The 20389-nt window shown below is 56.9% G+C and carries 15 protein-coding genes; 6 read left to right on the plus strand and 9 right to left on the minus strand.

What is annotated here, in order from left to right:
• Nucleotides 1-57: 57 nt before the first annotated feature.
• On the minus strand, nucleotides 58-501 hold the full coding sequence (locus IFT53_RS19860) for a PACE efflux transporter (protein ID WP_042619584.1): 444 nt from the start codon (nucleotides 499-501) through the stop codon (nucleotides 58-60).
• A 177-nt stretch (nucleotides 502-678) separates the two neighbouring features.
• A complete protein-coding gene (locus IFT53_RS19865; RefSeq protein WP_192066440.1) occupies nucleotides 679-7677 on the minus strand; it encodes an apolipoprotein A-IV repeat region-like domain-containing protein in 6999 nt (2332 codons plus the stop codon).
• Nucleotides 7678-8154: 477 nt separating this feature from the next.
• On the opposite strand from IFT53_RS19865, the gene IFT53_RS19870 reads away from it, so the two are divergent.
• Nucleotides 8155-8523 carry an Hpt domain-containing protein gene (locus IFT53_RS19870; RefSeq protein ID WP_192066438.1) on the plus strand — a complete coding sequence of 123 codons (369 nt, stop codon included), beginning with the start codon at nucleotides 8155-8157 and terminating at the stop codon, nucleotides 8521-8523.
• Nucleotides 8524-8649: 126 nt separating this feature from the next.
• Nucleotides 8650-8970 (plus strand): 2Fe-2S iron-sulfur cluster-binding protein, encoded by a 321-nt coding sequence (locus IFT53_RS19875; RefSeq protein ID WP_042619581.1) that lies wholly within the window; start codon nucleotides 8650-8652, stop codon nucleotides 8968-8970.
• A 299-nt stretch (nucleotides 8971-9269) separates the two neighbouring features.
• Here the strand turns inward: IFT53_RS19875 and IFT53_RS19880 are convergent, their stop codons facing one another.
• Nucleotides 9270-9896 carry a DUF922 domain-containing protein gene (locus IFT53_RS19880; protein ID WP_192066436.1) on the minus strand — a complete coding sequence of 209 codons (627 nt, stop codon included), beginning with the start codon at nucleotides 9894-9896 and terminating at the stop codon, nucleotides 9270-9272.
• A 130-nt stretch (nucleotides 9897-10026) separates the two neighbouring features.
• Here IFT53_RS19880 and folP point away from each other — a divergent pair, with 130 nt between their 5' ends.
• From folP to folK, 3 genes are read left to right on the plus strand one after another with little or no spacing between them, the layout of a single operon-like run.
• On the plus strand, nucleotides 10027-10878 hold the full coding sequence (gene folP / locus IFT53_RS19885; protein ID WP_446737698.1) for a dihydropteroate synthase: 852 nt from the start codon (nucleotides 10027-10029) through the stop codon (nucleotides 10876-10878).
• A gap of 10 nt (nucleotides 10879-10888) precedes the next feature.
• Nucleotides 10889-11254: a dihydroneopterin aldolase gene (gene folB / locus IFT53_RS19890; RefSeq protein WP_042619777.1), complete on the plus strand. Its 366-nt coding sequence runs from the start codon at nucleotides 10889-10891 to the stop codon at nucleotides 11252-11254.
• 4 nt (nucleotides 11255-11258) lie between these two features.
• Nucleotides 11259-11774, plus strand: a complete 516-nt coding sequence (gene folK / locus IFT53_RS19895; protein WP_192066650.1) for a 2-amino-4-hydroxy-6-hydroxymethyldihydropteridine diphosphokinase — start codon at nucleotides 11259-11261, stop codon at nucleotides 11772-11774.
• Nucleotides 11775-11791: 17 nt separating this feature from the next.
• On the opposite strand, the gene IFT53_RS19900 is transcribed toward folK, so the two are convergent.
• From IFT53_RS19900 to IFT53_RS19915, 4 genes are all read right to left on the minus strand, one after another.
• Complete coding sequence (locus IFT53_RS19900; RefSeq protein ID WP_192066433.1) at nucleotides 11792-12346, minus strand: hypothetical protein; 555 nt, start codon at nucleotides 12344-12346, stop codon at nucleotides 11792-11794.
• Nucleotides 12347-12475: 129 nt separating this feature from the next.
• A complete protein-coding gene (locus IFT53_RS19905; protein WP_192066432.1) occupies nucleotides 12476-13549 on the minus strand; it encodes a TIGR01620 family protein in 1074 nt (357 codons plus the stop codon).
• On the minus strand, nucleotides 13546-15021 hold the full coding sequence (locus IFT53_RS19910) for a YcjX family protein (protein WP_192066430.1): 1476 nt from the start codon (nucleotides 15019-15021) through the stop codon (nucleotides 13546-13548). Before IFT53_RS19910 ends, IFT53_RS19905 begins: the two co-directional genes overlap by 4 nt.
• 105 nt (nucleotides 15022-15126) lie before the next feature.
• Nucleotides 15127-15636, minus strand: coding sequence for a SixA phosphatase family protein (locus tag IFT53_RS19915; protein WP_192066428.1), 510 nt, complete (start codon nucleotides 15634-15636; stop codon nucleotides 15127-15129).
• Nucleotides 15637-15900: 264 nt separating this feature from the next.
• On the opposite strand from IFT53_RS19915, the gene dksA reads away from it, so the two are divergent.
• Nucleotides 15901-16320: an RNA polymerase-binding protein DksA gene (gene dksA / locus IFT53_RS19920; RefSeq protein WP_042619775.1), complete on the plus strand. Its 420-nt coding sequence runs from the start codon at nucleotides 15901-15903 to the stop codon at nucleotides 16318-16320.
• Nucleotides 16321-16443: 123 nt separating this feature from the next.
• On the opposite strand, the gene IFT53_RS19925 is transcribed toward dksA, so the two are convergent.
• Complete coding sequence (locus IFT53_RS19925; protein WP_192066427.1) at nucleotides 16444-16899, minus strand: DUF6389 family protein; 456 nt, start codon at nucleotides 16897-16899, stop codon at nucleotides 16444-16446.
• Nucleotides 16900-17032: 133 nt separating this feature from the next.
• Nucleotides 17033-19990 carry an Rne/Rng family ribonuclease gene (locus tag IFT53_RS19930; protein ID WP_192066425.1) on the minus strand — a complete coding sequence of 986 codons (2958 nt, stop codon included), beginning with the start codon at nucleotides 19988-19990 and terminating at the stop codon, nucleotides 17033-17035.
• Between the last annotated feature and the right edge of the window lie 399 nt (nucleotides 19991-20389).

Consider the following 20389-nt stretch of genomic DNA (forward strand, 5'->3'; position numbering starts at 1 on the left):
CAAAACGCCGCGTACAGAAGCTGTACGCGGCGTTTTCTATTGGTGTTCCGATAGCAGCTAGATCTGCTCTGCAGAGGAGGCTGTATTCCATTCTGGGAGCGGAAAGAGCCTGTCGTAGCACCAGTTGAAAACGAAGGCGTAGACGACGTAGAAAAGCGCGAAGGATATGTCCATCACCAGCGCGTGCAGTAGGCTGATCCCGAGGTACCATGCAATAAATGGCATGAGGACAATAAGCAGGCCGAGCTCAAACAAGACGGAGTGCACAACGCGAATAAGCGTGGTTTTCTGTGTCGTACCCTTCACGCGCTGCATGGCATGGTCGAAACCTAGATTGTAGATATAGTTCCAAGCCGTTGCGATCGTGGCGCTGACCACGCCGACCACGCCGATATCTTCCGCGGGCATGCTGAAGACGATAGCGCCGAGCGGTATCATGAGGATTAGGCCGATGATTTCGAAGCTGAGGGCGTGACGGATACGATCCTTGATCGTGCGCATCGATAACTCCCGTATTTTTCCGGGCCGTCCCGACTGCTATCACCATCATGGCCGAGGTCGTCCTCGTAGTGCCAATATAAAACCCTGAGCGTATTTCTTCAAGACAGCATGAGGCTCCAAAAGAAAAAGCCCCTCTGGACGGACCAGAGGGGCTTTTTATATTCGTATACCAGCGACTTAGCTAAAGCGACCCGCCGCATGTGCAAGCATCGTATAGACCTTGCCGGTATCGGAGGTGAGGTATGACTGCGTGATTGTCCTGTCGCGGTCTGTGCGTGCCACATCAGCAAGCAGTTTTTCGAAATCGGAAATGTAGCGGTCCACTGCGGTGCGGAATTCCACCTCACGATCGTATTTGCGCTTGATCTCGTCGAAGGTCTGCTGGCCCTTCAGCGTGTAGAGACGGCGTGTGAATACGTCCCGTTCGCCGCGCTGATAGCGGCCCCACAATTCGACAGACGCATCGTGGTCGATGGCACGGGCAATGTCCACCGACAGAGAGTTCAGGGACTCGACCACATGGCGCGGGTTTCTGGCATCGGCAGCTCTTGTCTGTGGCTCTGCCTGTTGACGCGGGGCAGTTGCAGGCTGTGTCTGGCCATCCTGACCATCACGGGAGGCGCCACGCAGCAGATCGCTGATCCAGCCGCCGCCATCTTCCCGGCGTTGAACTGGCGCAGAAGAAATGCTTGGCTGCTGCGGTACGGCGCGGGCTTCAGCTGGCGCGCTTGGACGTGGCTGCTGTGCAACCGGCTGCTGAAGCGCAGGGCGAGATATGACAGGTGAAGACGGTGTTGGGGCCTCTGGGCGCCGTTGTTCCACACGTGGCTGCTGTGGCTGGGCGGGTGCGACCGTCTTTGTTGCGGCAATCGCACGCGCAGCGGGCTCGGAAATTTCAAGCTGTTGCGTCGAGCGACCGACCAGCTGCGAAATGTCCTGCAGCGCCTTGATCTGCTCGGATACGGCGCGGCGCATGGCGGCAGCGCTTTCCTTGGCTTCTTCTGGCAGGTCGAAGGCACCACGCTTCAGTTCGGCACGAGTCGAATCCAGTTCAGTCCGAATATCGAGGCTCGAGCGACGGATCTCGTCCGTGGCACCAGCAAAGCGCTGAACCGCTTCTTCCACCGCTTCACGCAGTGTTTCGCGCATCGATTCAGCCGCAGCGTTGGATTTGTCAGTTGCGTTTCCGAGCAGCTTGTCCACGTCGGACAGGGACGCTGCAACGCCACCGCGAAGACGGTTCACCAAAGCGTCAGAATATTTCTGGGCTTCAGCCATTGTGCCTTCGATAGAGCGGCTTGCATCTTCGCCCGCAGACTGAAGTGCGCCGCGCATGTTCTCGGCTGCAGACTTTGCCCGCTGTTCAGTCTCGTCGAGCGAGCGGCCAATGTCATCGAATGAAGTGCTGAGGTTGTTTCGCAGATTGCCTGCCACGTTGGCAGAACGCTGTTCAGCCTGTGCGAGGGTCTGTTCAACGACGCCCATCACATCGCGCATCGAGTTTTCGATTTCTTCCGAACGGGTCAGCAAGCCAACAGACAACGTCCGCAGGGCTTCCTGACGTTCTTCCAGCGTACCGACCAGGCTTGTCTGTGCGGCGTTGAGGAGCTCCGAGGCCTGCGACAGAACGGATGAATGTTCCTCGAAGCGATCGACGATCCCTGCAACCTGCGTAAGAGTCTGGCCCGAAATGTTGGAGAGGCGGTCGATCTTCCCTTCCAGCAGGCGGCTGGAGCTGGACACCATATCGGCGGCACGTGAAGCGGAATCCGAGAAGCTGGAGGTCGCTGTGCTGAGCGACTGATCCGCCGCCTTGAATTCCTGAGAGGCACGCGCAACGGCAACGTTGAGGTTATCAACGGCGCCCGTCACGACATTCGTCATGCCGGAATGCGTTTCTTTCAGCATCGTCGTGCTCTGACGAGTAGCGGCAACCAAGCGGTTTGCCGCATCGCTGCTCGCCTTGGAATAGTCATCAATGGCCTGCTCGACCAGTTGAGCCATACCGCTGTTGCTTTCGACCAGAAGGTTCGCGCTCTGCTGTGCGGCGGTCACGATCTTTTCAGCCGCATTGTTACCGATTGTCGAGAACTCATTGACGATAGGCTTGGCCTTCTCTTCGATGAGACGCGACAGCTCGGCGGAGCGGCTGGCAAGCATGGAGTTGAGTTCACGTGTCCGCGAATCGAGTGTCGAGCGGATGGATTCGCCACGTGCATCGAGAGAGCTTTCCACGCCCGCCAAAGTCTCTGAGATGGCGCCGACCTGTGTGCGAACAATGGCTTCAGCTTCTGCGACCTTGTTGACGATGGCATTGCCAGCTTCGGAGAAGGTCTGGGCGACAGCAACTGCCTGACCCGACATGCGAACCTGGGCATCAGACATACGGCCAACGATTTCATCGGAACGCTGCTCGATGGCGCGGGCAAATTCATCGTTGCGCGATTTAATCTGATCGGCAAATTCATTGCCTGTTTTCGCCAGCAATTCGGTAGAGCGAAGGGCTTCGCTACCCATTGTCTCGGCAGCATTCACGACCGCATCGCGCAGGCTGACAGCGAGGTTGGTCGCCTTGCCTTCGATGGTGCGGTTGACGTTCTCGAGGCCGATATTCAGGGCGCGGTCCATGGTGCCGAGGCGCTCGTCAATGCGGGCTGTCCCGCTATCCAATACGCCGGCGATGCGCTGTGTTGCATCGTCGCTGGAGCGGACAAGCTCTGCGGTTTTACCGTCAAACGTTTCGGAAATCTTGCGACCGGCATCTTCAATCGTTGCGTTGACGTTACCGAGATCGGTCTGGATACGGGTCTGCAAGCTGTCGATGTTGCTTTCGAGGCGCGCACCAGTCTGATCCAGACGAACTGCGACTTGACCGACGGTTTCCTCGACGCGGGCGGTGAGGGCGTCAGCCGCGCCACCAATTTCCCTGGTGGCTTCATCGATTTTTTCGACGACGGCACCCGCACTGTTGCGCATGCGCTCTTCAAGCGTCGCGCCACTGGCGTCTATCGTGCGCTGAATGGCCTCCTGCTGGTTCTCAAGCGACATTTCCAGCATGCTCGCGCTCGATGCGATTGTTGTGCCAATCGACATGGACTGCTCGGATAGCAGGTCGCTGATGCGCTCCCGCGCAGAGCCAAGCGTTTCGCTGAGTGCGGAGTGATGCTGGTCGAGTGTGCCGCGCAGCAGGTCGTGCGATGAAACAAGGTTGTTCTCGATGCGGGAAACGCCGGTTTCCATGGTGCCCGCAAAGCGGCCCACACCGCCTTCTACTGCGGTTTCGATCCGCGTTGCCGCTGATCCAACGGTTTCCTCGATCAGCCCACTGTTGCGCGCCACCGTTCTGGTGATCGCATCGGCCTGGATGCCAAGCATGGTGTCAAGACGAAGATGTCCGACGGAAAGCGCTTCCTCGATGGTAGAGGCTGTAGACGAAAGACGCTGTTCCGCATTTGCGACAGACCGGGTGAGGGTCTCGGTGCGATTATCGAGCGTTTCCGTGATGCGCTCTTCCGCACCTGAAATCGCCATGTCGATTGCCATAGCACGGCTGTCGAGTGCGTCGGCAATGCGGTCCTCGACGCCGGATACTGCGTTTGCAAGCGCAGATGTGCGGCTTTCCAGCGTGTCGGCGATGCGTCCTTCGACGCCAGCAACAACGCTGCTGAGAGAAGATGCGCGGGCATCAAGGGTTTCGGCAAGCCGCTCTTCTGCACTCGAGAATGCCATATCGAAGGACATCGCGCGGCTGTCGAGCGTATCTGCAATGCGCTCTTCAGCGCTGGAAACGACGGTATTCAAAGCGGCAGTGCGGCTATCGAGAGAGGCTGCGATACGCTCCTCGGCGCCAGAAAATGCCATATCGAAGGACATCGCCCGGCTATCGAGCGTATCTGCAATGCGCTCTTCAGCGCTGGAAACGACGGTGTTCAAAGCGGCTGTGCGGCTGTCGAGAGAGGCTGCGATACGCTCTTCTGCACCAGAAAATGCCATGTCGATAGCCATTGTGCGGCTATCCAACGTATCGGCAAGACGCTCCTCGACACCAGATACGACGCTGGACAAGGCAGCGGTGCGGCCGTCAAGCGTGTCGGCGATGCGAGTTTCCATACCGGAGACAATGCCGGACAGCGACGTCGTGCGCGCATCCAGTGTCTCTGCAAGGCGCTCTTGCGCGCCGGAGAATGCCATGTCGATCGCCATGGTTCGGCTGTCGAGCGTGTCGGCAATCCGCTCTTCAACACCGGCGACAACGCTGCTCAAGGCGGCTGTGCGGCTATCGAGCGTTTCAGCGATGCGATCTTCCACGCCTGTGACGGCGTTGGAAAGTGCGGTTGTTCCGGTCTGAATCGTATTGGAAATTCTGCTTTCAACGCCGGACACGATCGTGTTCAGCGCCGCAGTTCTGATGTCGAGAGATTCTGCGATGCGCTCCTCGGCACCCGAAAACGCCATGTCGATTGCCATGGTACGGCTGTCAAGCGTATCGGCAATGCGTTCTTCTGCGCCAGCGACCGCAGAATTCAGCGCGTTGGTGCGGCTGTCCAATGTTTCGGATAGACGCTCTTCGGCTGTGGAGAACGCCATATCGAGTGCCATGGTGCGGCTATCGAGAGCGTCCGCGATGCGGTCTTCTACACCGGATACGACGCTGCTGAGAGCTGCCGTGCGGCTATCAAGCGTTTCTGCAATACGTGTTTCTACGCCCGAAACCGCGCCGGTCAATGCCACTGTACGGCTATCCAGGGTCTCTGACAGGCGTTCTTCGGCAGTGGAAAACGCCATATCGAGCGCCATGGTGCGGCTGTCGAGTGCGTCGGCGATGCGGTCTTCGACACCGGCTACGACGTTGCTCAGAGCTGCAGTACGGCTATCAATCGATTCCGCGATGCGGGTTTCGACGCCGGAAACCGCGCTTGTCAATGTGGTGGTGCGGCTATCCAATGTCTCCGACAGGCGCTCTTCGGCGGTCGAAAACGCCATGTCGAGCGCCATCGTGCGGCTGTCGAGAGCATCCGCGATCCGCTCTTCGGCGCCGGACACAACATGGGCGAGGGCGGCGGTACGGCTTTCGAGCGTGTCCGCGATGCGGTCTTCAACGCCCGCAACAGCCTGCTGGATGGCTGCGGTGCGCACGTCGAGCGTATCTGCCAGGCGCTCTTCAACACCAGAAACGGCGCCCGTGATGGCTGCTGCACGGCTGTCGAGGGTCTCGGCCAGACGGCGTTCGACATCGGCCACAATGTTGTTGATGGCGGCGGCGCGCTCTTCCAGAAGGGCTGCAAGATGTTGCGCCGTGCCGGATACAGAACCCGTGATGGCTTCGGTGCGGCTGGCAAGGGCAGTGTCGAAACGATCCTGGCTGGCGGAAAGCGCACCAAACAGGGCGGCGCTGCGTTCGGCCAGAACGGTATCGATCTGCTCATGTGTCGTGTTGAATGCGCCGGTGATTTCAGCCGTGCGCTTGCCGATTGCGTCGCTCAGTTCACGCGTGTGGCCTTCGAACGAGCTTTCCAGCATTTCCTGGCCGGTGCCAAGTGTGGTGGCGAGAGCGAATGACTGGTCGGTGAGAGTGGTGTTGAGGCGATCGATACCCGAGTTCAGCACGCCGTCGATGGACTCAGTGCCGCCTGAAACCGTTTCATTGATCCGGGCGAGGCTTTCCATCAACTTGCTATCGAGACTGCCAGCGCGCTGATCGAATGCAGTGGCGAATTCGGCAACGTGCTCATCGAAGGCCGAGTTAACGAGGCCAACAGTTGTTTGCAGCTTTTCCTCGAACAGGCCGGAGCGCAGATCGAGATCCATGATGGCATCGTCGGTAGAACTCTGCAGGCTCTGGCGGAAGGACAGGCCCTTCTGTTCCAGCGTTTCCGAGAGCTTATCGAGAACGTTGTCGAGAGAACCGCCGATGATTTCCTGACCGCGCTCGATGTTCTGGCCGATTTCCAGCGTCCGCTTGGACAGGACATCATTGAGAAGACGCGTGCGTTCTTCGAGCGACTTATTGAGGTTTTCCGTTCCGCTGCTCAGGGTGGAAGCCTGGGTTGCGAACTGGTCCAGAAGCAGGCGGCCGCGCTCATCCAGCGTCGTGCTAAGATCGTGCAGGCGCAGATCGAATTCGTTGGAAATGGATGCGCCTGACGTGTTCAGAGCCTTGAGAAGGTTGTCCGTCTTGGCGGCGATGAGGCTGCCCATCGCTTCTGAAGAAATGCGCGATTTTTCCAGCAGGGCGGCAGACCGCGTGTCGATCATCGAGGCAAAGGCTTCGCCGCTGGTCGCGAGACGCATGGAAAGCTCTTCTCCAACGATGGAGAGTTCTTCCTTGATCTGATCCTGCGCGCCGACGATGGAGGTGCGGATGCGTTCCGCGTGATTGATAATGGCGTCGCGCTCTGCGCTCAGTTCATGAACGAGGCTGCGAACACGCAATTCATTATCGGCATAGCTACGCTCAAGCGCATTGACCTCGGAATGAACGAGCGTTTCAAGCTCGGTCGCACGGGCAATAGTGCGCTCAATGCCGTCATTCATCGCGGATACTTCGCGGCGGACGGCCTGACCGACGGACATGATGCGGTCTGATGCAACGGTTTCAGGCTCAGAAAGGCGCAATGCCACTTCAGCCATGGAGCGCGCTGCGTTGCGAAGATCCTTGGCGCGAGCCATCATGATTGCGAAAGCGAAAAACAGCATGATTGGCACGATGATGCCAATGAAGATTGCCATGACACCGGGAACAGCCAGCAGTTCTGCCAGAGAACCGACATTCCAGATCAGGTTGCCATAGATAACATTTGCAAGGCCTACTCCAGCGACGGCCCAAAATACGGAAACGATAGAAGCGTTGCGCAATGCCCCTGCGATAGAGCCAGCATCGAGCGACTTCAGGATCATGGCCGGGCTGCGTTTCGAGCCATCATTGGCCGCTTCCAGAGATGGTGATCTCGGTGCTGCCTGCTCAGGCGCAGGTCGCGGCTGTTGCGGAGCTTCCGCAGTGCGGGAATTGGGGCGTTCTGCTGCTCTTGTTGGTTCTTGCACTTTGCGCTCCGCAGGCTTTGGAGCGGACTTTTTCCGAGGCTCCGGCTGATTTTCGTATGCGCCAAGCTGCAAGGCATCTTCCAATGCCTGAAATGCAGTCTCGTCAATCGAGTCGCTAATCTTTTTATTCGCCATGCGGTTACGCCTCGTTACTATACGCCCGGCCTCATGCCGTTGACCCGTTTGCCGCCCGCTACGGGTTTCCGCCATCACGCCTCGAGACACGATACCAGCCGGTATATAGTGCCTCGTGTCTTACTAATTTCTGAGAGCTGTTCCCCAAGCTCCCGGGTAAACTACATTCATATGCCGGATTCACAAAACTCGAACTGAGGTTGTGGATCACAGCAGTATCGTAGTGACACATTTGCGGCTTTTAAACAATTAACGCGGCATCCCACACTTGGCCAAGTGGCGGTTTGTTAACAGTTTTTAAACCTCGCCAGCGCTCCGAACGCCTTGTCCCGTATATGTTTAACATAAATTAACCATAGGGAAAGATTTTCACGGCACGCGCGCCGCAATTTAAGCTCTTGGGAGCCTTAGCCTGCTTAACTGCGGAACATATGTGCCTCAAAACAAGAAACTGATCCAAAATAGGGATTCTACAAGATGGCAGTGCCAAATATTGCATTTGAAGGTCCTGATAATGGCGTGCCCGCCACGCCCGCCAAGAGCAAGCCAATTGATTTTGCACATCTGTCCCGTCAGACGATGGGTGACAAGGATCTGGAGATCGAGATTCTTCAGTTGTTTACCCGCAATGCGCGGACTTTGCTGCACGATCTCGCGACAGCCGATGATGATCAGATCAAAGCCATTGCGCATCGTCTCAAGGGTTCGGCAGATGCGGTGGGCGCTTTCGGCGTCTCTGCTGCGGCTGAGGCCGTTGAAAATAACAGCAAGGACAGTGCCGCCTTGGCAAAAGTGGCCGTTTCCGTTGTTGAAGCAGAGAACTTCATTTTGAAATTGTGCCGTTAATCACGGTTAGAGACGGGTTTTTTGAGGCCGGTTTTGCATTGGTAGCCACATTCGCGGGTTGCCAAGCGGACCCGGCCTTTCTATTTGTTTAGAAACATTCTCAAACACTCGTTCTGGATTCCCTACATGACCAAACTGACTATCGTTGCTTTTGACGGCACGTCGCATGAATTCGACGTCAGCAATGGCTCCACCGTGATGGAAACCGCCATGCGCAACTCCGTACCGGGTATCGATGCCGAATGTGGTGGTGCCTGTGCATGTGCCACCTGTCACGTTTATGTTGATGATGCCTGGGCAGAGCGCGTCGGCGCGCCAGAGCCGATGGAAGAAGACATGCTGGATTTTGCGTTCGACGTTCGCCCTACGTCGCGTCTTTCCTGTCAGATCAAAATGAGCGATGCGCTTGATGGCCTGGTCGTTCACGTGCCAGAGCGTCAGGGCTGATAGCCAGACATTGCAACAGAAAAAACCTCGCCTTCCGTTCTCAGGAGAAGCGAGGCAAGGTAGGCGCATCACTCTCAGGCATATAGATATATGCCTGGTGCCCAGGACGCGCCGGAGGAGACATGAAGGGGGGGATTGAAACTGTGTCGGTTGATATCTGTGTTGGCCTGATAATGGCCGAGTCGGATCGCTGCATCCATAGCAAGAAATCAACGATCATTTCATTCTCTGAAACGCGGCTTGCCCGGTTGCGAATATGCTTTAAGGCTTACCTATAAGTGCTTTTTGCATCATGCATTCTAACGCTCAGGCGCTGACCGGGAAATTCTGTGCTTCAATAATCGTGTCATGCGCGCGTCGAAGTTTTTCGATTCCACGATATCAAACCGAAGTTGGTCCTTGTCGTGCTCTTCCATCACGCTCCGCGTCGTCTGCGTGACGAGTGCCTGCATCTTCTCACAATCTGGCTGCGGCTGAAGCGCCTGCAGTTTCTGGTCCAGCAAGCGCGCATAGGTGCGGGCAATCTCGGCGTGTCGTTCTTCGTGTCGCTTGATGTCTGATGCCAGTGTGTCCCAGATCAGAGCAAGGTCCGCCGAGGTGCGCCGACGATTGGTCCATCGCGGCAGAAGGATCTTGGTGTGCAGCGTGACCTTGACTGAGCCGACGGCGCACAGTGTGCCCTTCTCGACGTAGCTTAACTCGCCACCGAACTTGATCTCGGTTGCACCGGGATGTCGGGCTCCCGTCGCTTTTGTCAAAGGCCCGTGGCGGGACAATTCGCGGTCCAAATCCTCTGCGGTTTTTCCACCGATCTTGAAGTAGGAGAAGGACTTGCTGACAACGGCCGCGGAATTTGCGATCTGTGTCGCAGACAAAAACATGACACCGAAAACAACAGCACGAAGCATGTGTGACTTGTTCTTCATTTCCCGGCCTTCCGGTTGAACTTGGAGAGTGATTCCGGCATAGAACGCCAGATGATGTCCAGTTCGCTGGACGGAGTGGTAACGGTATTGATGGCATGCACTCCGTTATTCCGGAAAGGCTTGAAGTTAGGTGATAACAGCCAGTGACAATGGGTGGCAAGTCGGGCATGGGCGATCCCTGAAACTTGATGGGGATGGCCTTATCATGGCAATCGTGAACGCAACGCCGGATTCTTTTTCCGACGGCGGACGATTTCTGGCCGCTGACCAAGCCTTCGCGCACGCCTTGGCCTGCGTGAAAGAGGGCGCCCATATCATCGATATCGGCGGTGAATCGACCCGTCCGGGCGCTGACGCCGTGACCGAGCAGGAAGAGCAGGATCGGGTGCTACGGGTCATCGAACGGTTGGCGAAAGAGACGGACGCGCTGCTTTCAATCGATACCTACCGCGCATCGACCGCAAGACTGGCGATAGAGGCTGGCGCGCACATCGTCAACGATGTCTACGGGCTTCAGAAAGACCCTGATATGGCTAATGTTGTGGCGGCCACGCAAGCCGGTGTCTGCATCATGCATACGGGGCGTGATCGCGAGAAACTGCCGGACGTCGTCGCAGACCAGTTCGCATTTCTTAACCGATCGCTCGAAATTGCGCAGCAGGCCACCATCGCGCGAAATGCTATCGTGCTCGATCCGGGCTTTGGCTTTGCCAAGGATACGGACGAAAACATTGCGTTGATGTCGCGTTTCGATGAGCTTGGCGGCTTTGGATTGCCTATTCTGGCTGGCACCTCCCGCAAGCGGTTCGTTGGTGCGCTGACCGGCAGGGACGGTGCGGAGGAACGCGATGTTGGAACCGCGGCCACAACGGCCATTCTAAGGCTGGCGGGAGCGGTGATTTTTCGCGTACATAATGTGGCGATGACACGCGACGCGCTGTCGATTGCCGATGCGGTTCTAAAGCACAAGAACAAGAATTAAGGTGGATGAGATGAGCCGTTACACGATAGTGCTGAAAAACTGTTCGTTCTTCGCCCGCCATGGGCTGCTGGAGCAGGAAGAAACGCTTGGGCAGCGCTTTTTCGTTGATGCGGAAATGGAAGTTGAGGCTGGCGACGCGCTGGAAACGGATGACATCAAAAACACGGTTGATTATGGCGTTGCCTTCGATGTCGTTGAAAAGATCGTTGCCGGGCAACGTCGTTATCTGATCGAGGCACTGGCCAATGATATCGCCACGGCCTTGCGTCGTCGCTATCCGCAGATCGTTCGGGTCAAGATCACCGTTCGCAAGCCCTCGGCACCTGTTCCTGGTATTCTGGATTATGCGCAGGTGAGTGTCGAACAGCATGGCTGATGGGATGATCGTTGCGTCTCTGGGGCTGGGCGGCAATATTGGCGACCCACCGGCTGCCATGGCGCAAGCGTTGGAATTGCTATCACGTCACGAAAGCTGCCAGCTTGTTGCAGTGTCGCAGCTTTACCGGACGCCGCCTTGGGGCAAGCTTGATCAGGCGGATTTTTTCAATTGCTGCGCCCTGATTGAGACAGCGCTTGGCCCTGAAGAGTTACTGGATCTGTGCCTGGACATTGAGCGGGGCATGAAGCGTGTGCGCAATGAGCGCTGGGGGCCGCGAACAATCGACATCGATGTGCTGACCTATGGCGAAGCCATCATCAGCACCGCACGTGTAGAAATTCCTCATCCGCGTATGGCGGAACGCGCATTCGTGCTGATGCCGCTGGCTGACATAGCGCCAGACCTTATTTTTGAGGGTAGGGCAGTTTCTGACTGGCTGCAGGATGCCGACAAGGATGGTATCCGCATCACCAACAAAAAACGGGAGTGGTGGACACTCCCGTTCTCAGATGCTTAGAACTCAGGCTGTGTTAATTAAGGCTTGATCGATCCTACCGCCATCTGATCGACATTGCGCGCCAGCGTCAGGCCGATAACAGGCACCATCTGGTCCGCGACTTTCACCGAAATCGTGATGTTCATGGACGTGTTGTTGGTAACGCGGGCAACCATCGCGCCATTCAGCTTCGCGCGGTTGATACCAAGAACAACCTTGTCGCCACTGACCTGGCCGGAAACGATATCAAGTCCCTTGCCCTCGGAACCATCGAGGAACTTGCCCTCGTAGCTGTTGCCCTTTTGGGAGATGACCGCGGACATCGGCTGCTTGAAAACGCCAACGCGGCAGGTGCCACCCAGCTTGATGCCGGTATCGTCGTTTGCCAAGGGTTCGCCTGTCAAATCGCAGGTGAATTTGGTGCCTTTGTATTTGCCCGCAACGATCTCGCCGGGGCCGGACCATGCGCCGGCAACGGAACCAAAGAATTGGTCATCGCGAGAGGCTGCCTGCACCTCGGAAACCGAGAGGCCACCACTAATGGACATAATGGCGGCAAGGCCACCCAGTAGCGAAAAGAAGCGCGAATACATGATACTTTCCCTGGCGCGTTGGCCGCTTTGTGTGGCCTCAATTTATGTCGGGAATGGTTAATGCTTCGTTTCTTTCATGACGTTTGCTAATGTGGGCAGTAACCTTTCAGGCTCCAGACCGCCTGAAAATCAGGGCTTTTCCGCTTTAGACGCGCCGCTAAAATTAGGCGTTAGGTCAGAAACAAAATCACCAATTCCGGGGCGTTTCAGTGCCCTGAACGGCAGGGGACGGCACAGATCCATAGCTGCAATGCCGATTCGTGCGGTCATCAGCCCGTTGATGACGCCTTCACCCAGGCGAGCGGAAAGCCTGGAGGCCAGGCCATGACCGAGAACCTGTTGGGCCAAGCCATCACCAACGGCTATGGAGCCCGTTACCGCCAGATGTGCGATAACATCCCGCAACAGGCGCAGCATTCCCAGCGTTCCAGGGCGGCCGCCATAAAGCTCAGCCATTGTTCGCACAAGCCGTGTGACTTCAAACAGCACATAGACGAGGTCTACAACGGCGCGGGGGCTGACGGCCGTGACGACCGACACGCGCTTGGATGAGTTGAGAATGAGGGCGCGCGCCTGACGATCAAGCGGGGTCAGCAGTTCCCGCTCTGCAAGGTCGATCAGGTGAGGGCCATCGATCACATCGTTCTCAGTAAGCTTCAACGCAGCGCGGCCCTTCGCAGTCTCCGCCCGGTGGGAGAGAACGGTTGTGAGACGTGCGACGACAGCGCGGGCGGCTGTTGGCTGCTTATCCAACGAAGCTTTTTCGGCATCCGCTTTCAGTGACTGCACCGCGTTCAGCCGCCAAATGCCAATGGATTCCCGCGCCACAAGGGCAAGCAGCGCAAAGACTGCGACAGCAAGCGAAAGGCTTGCCGCATAACCCAGCCAATCAGAGCGGGTAAAGAGGTCACGGATCAACTGGTCTGCCCACAGACCAAAGGCGAGGGACAGAAGAACGCCTATGGCGCTGATGGCCAGTTTACCAAAGGAGAAGCGCCGCCGGCGAGGAACAGCAACGGGAACCGCCGCTGCATCTGCAGCATCCGGCGATAGAAACGGGTCCTCTTCATCCGGCGTCATCGAAATCTCGCCATCAAAGCTGCGCGGAGCGCGTTTGGCGTCCATCACGCGGCTCGGTGTCGCTTCAGCTTCCAGACTAAACGCTGCGGGGCGGCGGCTGGGCTTATCATTCTCGTCTTTCATGCAAGCCGATCTCCAAACAGGAACTGCATGGCACGGTCCAGCCTGATATGCGGAACCGACAATTTGATGCCATCCTTGTTTTCTTCAAGCCGGGGCGGGCGAAAGCGGATGACACTCACATCTGGAAGATCAGCCTTGTCACCCTCAGCATCGAGTGCGCGGAACAGTGGCTCCGGATTTTCGGGCAGATCGCCGGGAAAAACAGCGGTGGTGCGGTTTCCGTCAAAGACCTCGCCATTGATCATCTCACCAGCGATAGGCGTGCCGACGATGACAGGAAGCGATTGCCCGTCTTGGCGCACGCTAGCCTCCTTGGTGGCCCGCACCGAGGCAAGCGCCATCACCTCTATACCTGCGCCGCTCATGCCGATTGTGGTGATCGCTCTGTCCACGAGACGTCGCGTCAAACTTTCCAGTCTGTCATGGCTTTCGTGGTGAAGGTGATCCGCCTTCGTTGCGGCAACCAGAACCTTGTCTATCCGCCGCCCGACAAGCGACGATAGAAGGCTGTTCTTTCCAGGTCTAAAACAGGCCAGCACGTCGCCCAACGCTCTCTCCAGATCCTGTACCGCCTCAGGGCCACGATTAACGGCCTGAAGCGCGTCGATCAGCACAATCTGGCGATCAAGGCGCGCAAAGTGCTCACGAAAGAACGGCTTCACGACAATCGTCTTATAGGCCTCGTAACGACGCTCCATCATGGCGCGCAGGGAGCCTTTTGCGGCCTTGCCGTCACTCAGGCCGGGCAGCGGCGAAAAGGTGAGGGCAGGCGATCCTTCCAGATCACCCGGCATCAAAAAGCGCCCGGGAGGAAGCGTGGAAAGCGAACGCTCATCTGACTTGCAGGCGCGCAGATAGGTGGCAAAGCTTTCGGCCAGACGACGGGCGGTCATTTCATCTGCCGGGCCATCAATATCGACGGCGGCCGCGATCTCGAGCCATTCGTGGGCAAGCTCAGCGCGGACACCGGTCTGTGCCAGCGCGACTGTACTGTCGCTGAAGGTCTTGTAATCTCTGGACAGCAACGGAAGATCGAGCAGCCATTCGCCGGGATAATCGACAATGTCTATTGCGAGGCGTCCGGGCGAGAACCAGCGACCCCAGCCGCTGGCACTCTGGTATTCCACCGTTATCCGCAATTCGGAAATGGCACGGGTCGAGTCCGGCCATATCCGGTCGCGGACCAGTGCCTGAATGTGATCCTCGTATTGAAAACGGGGTATGGCGTCATCGGGCTGAGGCTCCAGCCGCACATTTGAGACACGACCGGATCGCATCGCCTCGAAGATCGGCAACCGGCCACCATTCAGCAAATTATGCACGAGCGAGGAAATGAAGACAGTTTTGCCAGCGCGCGAGAGTCCGGTCACGCCCAACCGCAATGTCGGGTTGGTGATGGCGCTTGCCCGGTCCGCAAGGTTGTCCATGGCAATCAGTGCGCTATCTGCGACGGATGTAAAGGATGGCGGCAAGGACGTTTCCCAAAAAATATTATTCTATGTGAAAATATATAGGGTGGCGGATTGCTCAAAAAAGAAGCGCCCGGCGGAAATTTTTCCGTCGAGCCGGTGTCGATGTCACGGAGACAGGAAAGCCACCAGACGCCATTGGGCGCCATCTCCATCGACGGCAGGCACCGCATCCAGCGCGGCAAGGCCTGCAGTTGGAAAGCCTGAAGGGATCTGTGCCTCCATCTGGCGGCTACCAATCAGCCTCTCAGCAACAGCGTCCAGCGTTGGATTATGACCGATCAGCATGACGGAGCTGCCCGCCACCTGCGCTGAAATCAAGGCCAAGTAAGTATCGGCCTCGGCATTGTACATTTCATCGACGAAGGTGATCTCGAGGCTGTCGTTGAAGGCGCGGCGCATGGACTGGGCCGTTTCGCGGCACCGCAACGCAGTAGAGCTGATGAGTATATCGGGTTTGTAGCCCATGTCCGATGCGCGGTCTGCGATGATTTCCGCTTCGCTGTAGCCCTTGTTATCCAGTGATCTATCGAAATCCCGCTCGCCGGGCGCAGCCCAAGCGGCATGTGCATGGCGCAGAAGATAAAGTCTTGACGGCAGGTTGGAAGGCTCTTGCATCGGAAGTCCTGTAGCCAGGGAAACATCGACAGCAGCTTTACAGGAGTTGAGCGTCTTGCCGCAAGAGCCAGGCTGTCGTGACGTGATGTGAAACGTGATCGCGGAAATATTTCGTGTTTTGCGAATAAAGCATAAGAAATAATCATTTAGCCGATTTTTATGACAGATTTAAAAATGCTCTAAAACTGTTCTGCGCACTTGAACGGGCCTACGTCCTTGGAGTATACCCGCGCAATATAAGAGATGTTCTTCGAGGAGAATCGCGTGAGTGAGAAGATCGATCTTAGTAAATACGTACTCTCGGAGAGCGATGAGTTCATGAATGCAAGCCAGAAGGCCTATTTTCGGGCCAAGCTGGTGAGCTGGAGGAACGACATTCTGCGAGAAGCGAGAGAGACGCTGGGGCATCTCGCAGAGGAAAGCGCAAACCATCCTGACCTTGCCGACAGGGCATCATCAGAGACAGACCGGGCCATAGAACTGCGCGCCCGAGACCGCCAGAGAAAACTGATCTCGAAAATTGATGCTGCGCTGCAGCGCATCGATGATGGCACCTACGGCTATTGCGAAGAAACCGGCGAACCTATCGGTCTCAAGAGACTGGACGCCCGTCCTATCGCCACACTCTCCATCGAAGCACAAGAACGCCACGAGCGCCGTGAAAAGGTGTATCGCGACGAGTGAGCCATCTGAGGCTTATATCAAGCATATCCAAGAGCCGTATCGGGAACGATCCGGCTTTTTATTTTGTGATGCATGATGGTGTCAAACCGTCGATAGGCTGCGGGTGGTCTCAACCTTATGGCCTCATTGCCTGACCCCGCGATGCAATGGTTTTTCGGATACCGACCCATAGCCTTCGTCGCCGAACATCTTTGCCGGCACATCGATACCCTCAGACTGCGACCACAGTTCCTCCAGCCAGTCCATACAGACATCGACGATTGCGTCATTGACAGAAAACCCGGCATTCTCGACGTCGAACATCGGCACATCCGGTATCATACGACCATCGATACAGCTAACCTCGAAGAGTGATCGATACGCTGCAATGGCTTTATTGAGGACATAGAGATCTGGACCATCAAGCTGAATGTGGACGTCAAAGAAGCCTTCCTCGCTTTGTCCCGGATGTATCCCGATCATCATCATACGAGTTTTTTCGGGAAGCTTGAGGCCCACCAGCTGCAGCTTCTCCAATGCGGGTAGCGAGTGCTGGCGCAGAATGGAAACGAGCACGGCTTTATACTCAGCTTCGCTCATTGGTGTGCTGGATCTCATAGAGGATCGATAGCATCCACAATCCCAGACAACAAGACAGCTGCTTGCCAACCGTAGACACAAAAAAAGGCCCCGTAAACGGAGCCTCTTTTCATTGGAAAACTAGCAACTCGGCTTAAAAGAAGCCGCGTCTTTGCCACCAGCCGCCCTTACGGGGCTTGGATGGATCAGTTTCGCCACCTTCTGGTGCTGCCGAGGTTACGACGGGCTCCGATGAGGAGACGTTATCGCCGCGGTTGGCGCGTGCAGGCTTGGCTGCTTCATCCGTCGTTTCTTCACGGGAAACGGCAGGTGTCTCAACAACAGGCTCCACAGGCGCCGGAGCAGGGGCTTCGGCAACGGGTGCCTCAACTGCTTGCGGCTCCACAGTCTCGACAGCGACCGCGGCAGGTGCTGGTTCAGCCACAGCGACAGCTGCTGCTGGTTCAGCCTCGGTGTCGCCAGCCTTGTCCTTTGCCTTACGTGTCCGGCGTGGCTTCTTCGGCTTTTCAGCGTCGTCGGCAACGATTGCAGGCGTCACGTCAGCAGCGACAGCGTCGACGGCAACCTGTTCTTCTGTGCTCTCGGAAGGTGCGGCTTCGTCGCCTTCTTCCCCAGCCTGTGTGGCCTCAACGTCATCATTGTCTTCAATAATGTTGCCGTTTTCATCGCGATTGCGACGTCCACCACGCTTGCCGCGGCGACGACGCTTGCGCTTGGCTTCTTCAGATCCGTTGTTGTCGCTGCCATTGGATGTCGAAACATTTGTCTCTTCATCCGCATCGGTCTCGGCATCGTCGTCCTGATCGTCAGACTCAGTGTCTTCGCCAGCATCTGCCTGTGCATCGACGCCGTTCTGGCTGCCTTTGCCCCGACGACGACGACGACGCTTGCGCTTGCGTTTGCCTTCTTCGCCATTGTCCGCCTGCGCAGGTTTGGCTTCAGCCTTCTCGACCTTTACGATCTCTTCCTCTTCTTCATCCTCATCAGCTTCGATGATGATGTCGTCTTCCTCTTCTTCGAAGTCAGGAAGCAACTGGATGAGGCTCTCGATCTTGACAGGGTTCTCGACGGCTTCGCCGCGATCGATTGCAAAGTGCTGCGCACCGACGCTTGCATCGGCAGCGATGATGATAGCGACGCCGAAGCGGGCTTCATAATCGACAATCGTCGCGCGCTTGTGGTTGAGCAGGTACAATGCCGTATCCGGCGTGCAACGAACCGTGATGTTGTGCGTGGTGTTACGCAGCAGATATTCTTCAACGCCGCGCAGCACATGCAGGGCAATGGAGGATTCAGAGCGAACATGGCCGGTGCCACCGCAATGCGAGCAGACCTGCGTTGTGGATTCCAGAACCGATGCGCGAATGCGCTGGCGCGACATTTCCAGAAGACCGAAGTGCGAGATGCGACCGACCTGAATGCGGGCGCGGTCGTTCTTCAGGCAATCCTTCAGCTTCTTTTCAACGGCGCGGTTGTTGCGCTTTTCTTCCATGTCGATGAAGTCGACGACGACAAGACCGGCAAGGTCGCGAAGACGAAGCTGGCGTGCGACTTCTTCGGCTGCCTCCAGGTTCGTCTGGACGGCGGTTTCCTCGATGGAATGCTCGCGTGTCGAACGACCGGAGTTCACGTCGATGGCAACCAGCGCTTCCGTCTGGTTGATGATGAGGTAACCACCTGATTTCAACGTGACCTGCGGCTGCAACATGCGGTCAAGCTGCGCTTCGATACCGGAGCGCGAGAAGATCGGGTGAATGTCGCGGTAGGGCTGAACTACCTTGGCGTGGCTCGGCATCAGCATCTTCATGAAGTCTTTCGCTTCACGATAGCCTTCCTCACCGGAAACGATGATCTCGCTGATGTCCTTGTTATAGAGATCTCGGATCGAACGCTTGATCAGCGAGCCTTCTTCGTAAACGAGGCAAGGGGCCGTCGAATTCAGCGTCAATGTGCGGACGTTTTCCCACAGACGCATCAGATATTCGAAGTCGCGCTTGATTTCGACGCGGGTGCGGTTTGCACCGGCAGTACGAAGGATCACACCCATGCCCTGCGGCACTTCGAGATCGCGTGCGATTTCCTTCAGACGCTTGCGGTCTGTTGGCTGAGTGATCTTGCGGGAAATACCACCGCCACGCGCAGTGTTCGGCATGAGGACCGAGTAACGACCGGCCAGCGACAGATATGTCGTCAGGGCAGCGCCCTTGTTGCCACGTTCTTCCTTGGCAACCTGAACCAGAATAATCTGGCGGCGCTTGATGACTTCCTGAATGCGGTACTGCTTGCGTGGCTTGCGGGAAACGCGGTCTGGAACTTCCTCCATCGCGTCTTCTGCGCCAACGGACTCGATGACTTCCTTCTCGTGATGATCATCATCATCGTCGTCGTCATCATTGTCACGACGGCCGAGGCCTTCGACTTCTTCCGAAATCGTATCCGTATCGACCATGGCTGCCATCTCGCCGCCCTTGCTGCCATCATCTTCGGAGCTTTCATCCGAAGGGGCCGCGTCGGCAGAAACGTCATCAGCTTCCGTCTTTTTCTTGGTGCGTGGGCGACGAACGCGCTTCTTCGGCTTTTCGTCTTCGACAGCAACGTCTTCCGCCACGACCTCGGTTGCTTCAACCTCGGCTTCAACAGCTTCAGCGGAAACGTCCTCGACAACCTCAGGCTCAGGGGCAGGGGCAGCCTGTGCGGCTTCAACGATGCCTACGTCGGGCTGTTCTACCTGAGAGAGATCGACAGTCGATGAGACCCGTTCGTTCGGCGCGTCTGCCGACTCGAAGTCGTCGTTGCGGCGATGATCTTCCGCTTCAGCTCTTAAGAGAGCCTGCCTGTCAGCAAGGGGGATTTGATAGTAGTCAGGATGGATTTCTGCGAATGCCAGAAAACCGTGGCGATTGCCGCCGTAGTCAACAAATGCAGCCTGAAGCGAAGGCTCCACGCGGGTCACCTTGGCAAGATATATATTGCCGCGAATTTGTTTCTTGTGTTCCGACTCGAAATCGAATTCCTCAATTCGATTCCCGCGGACTACGACTACGCGCGTCTCCTCTTCATGGGACGCGTCGATAAGCATTTTGTCTGCCATGTAAGCTTTGCTCCTCGGCGCAGCCTTGTCATATACGAGAACAGGCCCGTCACGAGGACAGGCCTTCCATCTAATTCCAAGGGTGTGCCGGAAATGAAGTGTTCTGCCCGGCGTCGGTTAACTGGCAGCGCCCGGACAACTGGCAAAGCATGATGCCTGCTCGTGGTATCCGGTTGATTTGAAAGCTGCTGCAACGACATCATTGGCCAAGCGAGAACGACTATAATAAATAGACCCCGATGGGATCCGATGAAAATGCTCTCTCCGAGCGCGCGGTGGCATGCCACCGGGTATTGTTCTGGCAACGCCAGAATTGATTCAGTTTCAGGAGAAAAATGCAGCGACGGCAGATGATTGCCCGATATTGCAGCGCCAGCGTCTTTGTCGATTGGCAGCCGG

This window comes from Rhizobium sp. CFBP 13644 (assembly GCF_014842165.1).
Classification (GTDB): domain Bacteria; phylum Pseudomonadota; class Alphaproteobacteria; order Rhizobiales; family Rhizobiaceae; genus Agrobacterium; species Agrobacterium tumefaciens_C.

Bases quoted from the DNA above. Each gene is read 5' to 3' on its own strand.
- IFT53_RS19860 (WP_042619584.1), bottom strand. From the start codon at position 501: ATGCGCACGATCAAGGATCGTATCCGTCACGCCCTCAGCTTCGAAATC.
- IFT53_RS19865 (WP_192066440.1), bottom strand. From the start codon at position 7,677: ATGGCGAATAAAAAGATTAGCGACTCGATTGACGAGACTGCATTTCAG.
- IFT53_RS19870 (WP_192066438.1), top strand. From the start codon at position 8,155: ATGGCAGTGCCAAATATTGCATTTGAAGGTCCTGATAATGGCGTGCCC.
- IFT53_RS19875 (WP_042619581.1), top strand. From the start codon at position 8,650: ATGACCAAACTGACTATCGTTGCTTTTGACGGCACGTCGCATGAATTC.
- IFT53_RS19880 (WP_192066436.1), bottom strand. From the start codon at position 9,896: ATGAAGAACAAGTCACACATGCTTCGTGCTGTTGTTTTCGGTGTCATG.
- folB (WP_042619777.1), top strand. From the start codon at position 10,889: ATGAGCCGTTACACGATAGTGCTGAAAAACTGTTCGTTCTTCGCCCGC.
- folK (WP_192066650.1), top strand. From the start codon at position 11,259: ATGATCGTTGCGTCTCTGGGGCTGGGCGGCAATATTGGCGACCCACCG.
- IFT53_RS19900 (WP_192066433.1), bottom strand. From the start codon at position 12,346: ATGTATTCGCGCTTCTTTTCGCTACTGGGTGGCCTTGCCGCCATTATG.
- IFT53_RS19905 (WP_192066432.1), bottom strand. From the start codon at position 13,549: ATGAAAGACGAGAATGATAAGCCCAGCCGCCGCCCCGCAGCGTTTAGT.
- IFT53_RS19915 (WP_192066428.1), bottom strand. From the start codon at position 15,636: ATGCAAGAGCCTTCCAACCTGCCGTCAAGACTTTATCTTCTGCGCCAT.
- IFT53_RS19925 (WP_192066427.1), bottom strand. From the start codon at position 16,899: ATGAGCGAAGCTGAGTATAAAGCCGTGCTCGTTTCCATTCTGCGCCAG.
- IFT53_RS19930 (WP_192066425.1), bottom strand. From the start codon at position 19,990: ATGGCAGACAAAATGCTTATCGACGCGTCCCATGAAGAGGAGACGCGC.